The sequence below is a fragment of the Streptomyces hokutonensis genome (genome assembly GCF_042751305.1).
GTDB lineage: Bacteria > Actinomycetota > Actinomycetes > Streptomycetales > Streptomycetaceae > Streptomyces > Streptomyces hokutonensis_A.
Genome location: NZ_JBHYWD010000001.1, coordinates 123460 through 129415 on the forward strand (window position 1 = coordinate 123460; position 5956 = coordinate 129415).

Here is a 5956-nt window from a genome sequence, read left to right on the forward strand (position 1 = left end):
AATCCCTGCACTTACCCCGACAGCAGATCCCGATGAAAGGCAAGGAGCCCCCGACATGAGCAACCCGTTCGAGAACCCCGAAGGCGTCTACTCCGTCCTCGTCAACGACGAGGGCCAGTACAGCCTGTGGCCCGACTTCGTGGACGTGCCGGCCGGCTGGACGGTCGCGCACGGACCCGCCGCCCGGCAGGAGTGCCTGGACCACATCGAGGCCAACTGGACGGACATGCGGCCGAAGAGCCTGGTCGACGGGGTCTGAGCACACGAATGGGGGGCGGGTCCGGACTCGGACCCGCCCCCCATTCGCATGCGCAGATCAGGAGGCGGGCTGCTCCACCTTCGTCGACGTCTTGCCGTCCACCGCCGCCGCGAGCTGCGGCACCAGCCGGTCCAGGACGTAGGGGATGCTCAACACCGTAGAGAGGGATACCGCGTTGCCGTAGTCGCTGGTCTCCTTGATGAAGACCTCGCGGCCCTGCTTCACCACGTTCAGGTCGCCGTAGATCTTGTCGTCGTGCAGCTTGGTGACGGCCGTTGTGGTGTCCGGCACGATCCACACGGCGACCTTCTGGTCGAGCAGGTCGTAGCGCTCCTTGCTGATGTTGGCGCCGAACGTGTCCCCGATGACCTTGTCGAGGTCCTTCGGCAGCGAGAAGCCCAGGTCGGACAGGAGCCGCGAGCGCGGGTCCTGGCTGCCGTAGACGAAGACACCCTCGTACGGGGTCGCCATGACGGCGGAGGCGCCGGCGAACGCGGGGTTGGCCTTCTTGGCCGCGTCGAACTTGGCCTCGACGCCCGCCACCAGGGTCTTGGCCTCGGCGGACTTGCCGAGCGCCCGGCCGATCTCCTCGGTCTGCTGCTGCCACGGCACGCCGTAGTCGTTGTAGGCCTTCGGCTGGGCGACGACCGGCGCGAACTGCGACAGGCTCTGGTACTGGGCCTTCGTCAGGCCCGAGTAGACGGCCAGGATCAGATCGGGCTTCAGGGCGGCGATCTTCTCCACCTGCGGGCCGGTGCCGGTGTCCTTGAGGACGGTCGGCGCGGCCGCGCCGTTCAACTTGTCCGTGGCCCATGGGCCGATGGCGCCCTTGTAGCCGCCGAGCCACTCGGTCGTGCCGACCGGCACCTTGCCCAGGGCGAGGACCGCGTCCTGGTCGGTGAGGCCGACGGTGACGATCCGCTTGGGCTCGGACTTGATCGTCGTACTGCCGAACTTGTGGGCGATCGTCACGGGGAACGCGTCGGCGGAGGCCTTCGCCTCGGAACCCGCCGTCTCCGAAGTGGACGAATCGGAACCGGAGTCGGAGGAACCGCAGCCCACCGCCGTGACGGCCAGCAGGAGTACGGAGGCGAGCAGGCCGGACAGCCGGGAGGCTCTGGTGGCGCGGGGCATCGGATGATCCTTCTGTTCGTCGCGATGGGTCGGCGGGGGGTGACGGGTTCAGGAGGTGTCGGAGGAGCGGCTGTCGGACCAGGCCTGCCAGAGAGCGGCGTACTGGCCCTGGGCGGCGAGGAGTTGGTCGTGCGTGCCGTTCTCCACGACCTGGCCGTCGCTGAGGACGACCACCCGGTCCGCGGAGGCGGCCTGGCTCAGCCGGTGCGCCACGACCAGCGCCGTACGGCCGCGCAGGGCCTGTTCGGCGGCCTCGTCGAGCTGACGGGCGCCCGAACTGCCCGCCTCCGCCGTAGCCTCGTCGAGCACGACGACCGGCGGGTCGGCCAACAGCAGCCGGGCCAGGGCGAGTTGCTGGGCACGGTCGGCGGTCAGCCGGTGACCGCCGTCGCCCACCACCGTGTCCAGGCCCTCCGGCAGCCCCTCGGCCCAGCCGAGCGCGCCCACCGTGTCGAGCGCCTCCCGGAGTTCCTCTATATGCGCGTCCGGGCGGGCCAGCCGCAGATCGTCGACGAGCGGCCCGGCGAAGACATGCACCTCCTGGGTGACGAGCCCGACCAACTGCCCGGCCTCGTCCGGCTCTTCACCGCCCACGTCGATCCGGCCGGCCAGCGGGCGGTGCAGTCCCGCGACCAGTTTGGCGAGCGTCGTCTTGCCCGCACCGGTCGTGCCGACCAGGGCGACCCGCTCCTTGGGCCGGATCTCTAGGTCGACGTCGTGCAGCACCGGGCGGCCCGGCACATACGCGTGCGAGACACCGGTCAGCGTCACGGACGGGGGTCCGGCCGCGGTCGTACGGTCGTCCGCGCGCCCGGCGACGACCGGCGCGGGTTCGTCCACGACCCCAACGAGCCGTGCCAGCCCGGCCGTTGCCGACTGGGCGTCGTCCAGCAGCACCAGCGCGGTGTTGACCGGACTGAAGAGACTGTGGAAGTACAGCGCGGCGGCGGTGGCCGTACCGACCGAGGCGGAACCGTCGCGCACCAGCAGGAACCCGGTGACCAGGACGGCGGACAGCCCCAGATACTCGGCGATGTGCAGCCGACTGTAGAAGCGCAGCATCAGCCGCACCCCGCTCATCGTCAACTCCACGGCAGCGCGCGAGCGTTCGGTGACCTGCCGGGTGTGACCCTGCTGCAGCCGGTACGCCCGTACGGTCCGCGCCCCGCCGATGGTGTCCAGCAACTGCTGCTGCTGGACCCCGGTCGCGATGCGCTCCTTGGCGTACAGGGGAACGGCGTTGCGCACGTACCACCGGGCGGTGTGGGCCTGCACGGGCACCGCGATCAGCGCGGCGAGCAGGAACCGCCAGTCCAGCAGGGCGAGCGCGCCCAGCGTCAGCACGATCGACAGCGCGGACCGCGCCAGCTCGGGCAGCGCGCCGCGCACCGCGTCCGCGACCCGCGAAACATCCCGCGTCACCCGGGAGTTGAGGTCACCCGACCCGGCCTTCTCGATCCGGTCCAGAGGCAGCGACAGTGCCCGCTCGACGAACAGTTCACGCAGCCGCGCGAGCGCGGTCTCCCCGAGCCGGGACACCAGCGACATCCCGAGTGCGGTCGTGACCCCTTGGACCAGGGCGACCCCGGCGAGCGCGACCACGGGCAGCGTGAGGGCGTCGGGGGAGCGGCGCTCGGTGACCACGTCGACGATATGGCCCAGCAGCGGCTGGGTGAGCAGCCCGACGGCGGTCGCGACCACCATCAGTCCGAACCCGGCGAAGGCCAAACCCCGCTGCGGACGCAGGAGTTCGCGGACGGCGGCACGCGTGCGGGCCGGGGTGGCGGTGGGAAGGAGGGCCCGGTCGGAGTCCGTCCGAGTGTCTTCGGTGCCCGTCCGGGTGTCCTCCGTGTCCGCCCGTATGTCTTCCGCCGTCATGCCAGCACCGCCGTCCGGTAGGTCGCGTCGGTCCGCACCAGATCCGCGTGGGTGCCCTCGGCGCCGACGCGCCCGGCGTCGAGGAGGATCACGCGGTCGGTGACGGCGAGAAGTGCCGGGCTGTTGGTCACGACGATCGTGGTCCGGCCCTGCCGGAACGCGCGCAGCCCCTCCGCGATGCGGGCCTCGGTCACCGTGTCCACGGCCGTCGTCGGATCGTGCACGACGAGGACGGGCGACCCGGCCCGCAACGCCCGTGCCAGCAGGACGCGTTGACGCTGTCCGCCCGACAGGGACCGGCCGCCCTCACCGACACCGGTGGCGGTCCCGTACGGCAGGGACTCGGCGACCTCGTCGGCGCGGGCGGCGGCCATGGCGCGCTCGGTGAGGAGGTGGTCGCCGGCTGACTCCTCCTCCGGAGTCACGTTGGCCGCCAACGAGCCCTCGAACAGGGCCGCGTCATGGGCCGCGACGAGCACCGCCGCTCGAAGTCCCGTCGGATCCAGGCGAGTCAGCGGTACGCCGTCCAGCTCGACCGAGCCCGACTCGGGGTCGCTCTCCCGGCCCAGGCAGCGCAACAGGGCCTCGGCGCCGGCCGGATCCGTCACCGCGATGCCGGTCAACTGCCCGGCGTACAGGTCGAGATCGACGCCGTCGAGGCCGCCGAGCCGTACACCCCGCAGCCGGAGTTCGCCGCGCACGGGCTCGGCGACGGGTTCGTCACCGTCCACGACGGCGGGCCCGGCGGCGAGCACCTCCGCGACCCGGGCGGCCGATGCGCGGCCTTGCGCCAACTCGGCGTTGACCCACGCGAACGTCTCCAACGGCCCCAGCAGGAACAACGCGAGCCCCACGGCCGACACCAACTGCCCCAACGTAAGAGTTCCGTTGAGGGCGAGCCGCCCGCCCACCAGGGCGATCAGCGCGATGAACCCACCCGTGAGCGCGAGCACGAGCCCGGTCTGCCAGGACTCGGCGCGCGCCGAACGCAGCGTGGCGGCAAGGGAGATGCGGCTCGTGCGCCGATACCGCTCGACGGCCGCCCGCTGAGCGCCCAGCCCCTTGAGCACCCGCAGCCCGGCCACCAGGTCGGCGGCCACGCCCGAGGCATGGGCGGCCCGGTTCTGCTCGGCCTCGCTGCGCCGCTCCAAGGGCTTGCTGAGCAGATGCCCCAGCCACAACAGAACAGGCGTCCCCAGCAGCACGATCAGCCCGAGCGTCACGGAGATCAGCAGCAGCGCGACGGCGCTCACGGCGACCCCGGCGATCGCCCAAATCCCGCTCATCAGCGCCATGTTGACCGCACCGACCCGCTTGGCGTCCTCGGTGGCGACATTGGCCAGCTCACCGGGCAGCCGCCCTTCCTCCGCACCGCCCCGGGCATCGAGCACCCGGCCCACGATCGCCAACCGCAGTGTGTGCGCGGCCTCTTCGGCGCCGCGCTCACCGGCCTTGGCGCCCAGCCGGAAGCTCCATGACAGCGTCACGTACATGACGGCCAGTACGCCGAGCCAGAGCATCAGACGTCCGGCGTTCTGGCCTGCGACGGCCTGGTCGATGACGACACCGATGAGCACTGGCACCAGGGCTTCCCCCAGCTGGTGCACGCATCCGAGCGCCGAGCCGAGAGCGACGCGTCGTAGCTGTCCCTTGACCGAGCGCGCCAGGACGTCCCGCCCCGACAGTTCCCCTGCTCCCACCAGCCACCCTCCGGAAACCGGCCAACTTAGGCAAGGCTACCTTAAGTGAACTGCGGGAAGTGAGAGCCCTTTCCGCCCGCTCGGTAGGTAACGGAGCGGTTCCGATGCGGCCGATCGGCGGGGCGTCGACGCGTGACGCCGAGCGGTAGGCTTCCCAAGTGCGCCCATGTGCGCGGCGCACGCCCGCAAGGCATTACGTGAATTCGGGAGGACCGGCGTTGCACGTCCAGGAATGGCTCGACACGGTTCCCCCGGTGGCCGTCTACGCCGTGGTGGCGCTGGTCATCGGGGTGGAGAGCCTGGGCATCCCGCTGCCGGGCGAGATCGTCCTGGTCTCGGCGGCACTGCTCTCCTCCCAGCACTCCGGCATCAACCCGATCGTCCTCGGCGCCTGCGCCAGCCTCGGCGCGGTGATCGGCGACTCCATCGGCTACGCGATCGGCCGCAAGGGCGGACGCCCCCTGCTCGCCTGGCTCGGCAACAAGTTCCCCAGACACTTCAGCGAAGGCCATGTCGCCACCGCCGAGCGGTCCTTCGAGAAGTGGGGCATGTGGGCCGTCTTCTTCGGCCGCTTCATCGCCCTGCTCCGCATCTTCGCCGGCCCGCTCGCAGGCGTACTGCACATGCCGTACTGGAAGTTCCTGACCGCCAACCTCCTCGGCGGAGTCATCTGGGCGGGCGGCACCACGGCGGTCGTCTACTACGTAGGAACCGTCGCCGAGGACTGGCTCAAGCGCTTCTCCTACTTCGGCCTGGCGGCGGCAGTACTGGTGGGCCTCGCCTCCATGCTGATGGTGAGGCGCAAGGCCCAGAAGATGTCAGCGGAGAAGAAGGAACCCGCACCGGTCAACGCCGGCGAGTAGAGCGCCCCAAAGGGGCGCGGGGCTGACTTTGTTATTGGGGTCCCCCCCCGGGGCGCCGCCCGGCCCCGGGCTCCCCCCCCCCCCCCCCGCGGGTCTCATTCTACCCCCGAACGGCGCTTGGC

Annotated in this window: 5 protein-coding genes; 2 read left to right on the forward strand and 3 right to left on the reverse strand. The window is 71.1% G+C overall.

The features are described 5' to 3' along the window. Window positions 1-55: 55 nt before the first annotated feature. Window positions 56-259 carry an MbtH family protein gene (locus ACFXC1_RS00510; protein ID WP_093624131.1) on the forward strand — a complete coding sequence of 68 codons (204 nt, stop codon included), beginning with the start codon at window positions 56-58 and terminating at the stop codon, window positions 257-259. A gap of 57 nt (window positions 260-316) precedes the next feature. Here the strand turns inward: ACFXC1_RS00510 and ACFXC1_RS00515 are convergent, their stop codons facing one another. Genes ACFXC1_RS00515 through ACFXC1_RS00525 form a run of 3 tightly spaced genes read right to left on the reverse strand, consistent with a single transcriptional unit; the run spans window position 317 to window position 4971 of the window. Then, entirely contained in the window at window positions 317-1393 is a 1077-nt protein-coding gene (locus tag ACFXC1_RS00515) for an iron-siderophore ABC transporter substrate-binding protein (RefSeq protein ID WP_381236808.1), read from the reverse strand. A gap of 48 nt (window positions 1394-1441) precedes the next feature. Further along, complete coding sequence (locus ACFXC1_RS00520) at window positions 1442-3271, reverse strand: ABC transporter ATP-binding protein (protein WP_381236811.1); 1830 nt, start codon at window positions 3269-3271, stop codon at window positions 1442-1444. After that, window positions 3268-4971, reverse strand: a complete 1704-nt coding sequence (locus ACFXC1_RS00525; protein ID WP_381236814.1) for an ABC transporter ATP-binding protein — start codon at window positions 4969-4971, stop codon at window positions 3268-3270. Before ACFXC1_RS00525 ends, ACFXC1_RS00520 begins: the two co-directional genes overlap by 4 nt. Before the next feature lie 218 nt (window positions 4972-5189). On the opposite strand from ACFXC1_RS00525, the gene ACFXC1_RS00530 reads away from it, so the two are divergent. After that, the gene (locus ACFXC1_RS00530; protein WP_381236817.1) at window positions 5190-5834 is read left to right on the forward strand and encodes a DedA family protein; all 645 of its coding nucleotides are present in this window, start codon (window positions 5190-5192) and stop codon (window positions 5832-5834) included. Window positions 5835-5956 lie beyond the last annotated feature (122 nt).

Bases quoted from the DNA above. Each gene is read 5' to 3' on its own strand.
- ACFXC1_RS00510 (WP_093624131.1), top strand. From the start codon at position 56: ATGAGCAACCCGTTCGAGAACCCCGAAGGCGTCTACTCCGTCCTCGTC.
- ACFXC1_RS00515 (WP_381236808.1), bottom strand. From the start codon at position 1,393: ATGCCCCGCGCCACCAGAGCCTCCCGGCTGTCCGGCCTGCTCGCCTCC.
- ACFXC1_RS00520 (WP_381236811.1), bottom strand. From the start codon at position 3,271: ATGACGGCGGAAGACATACGGGCGGACACGGAGGACACCCGGACGGGC.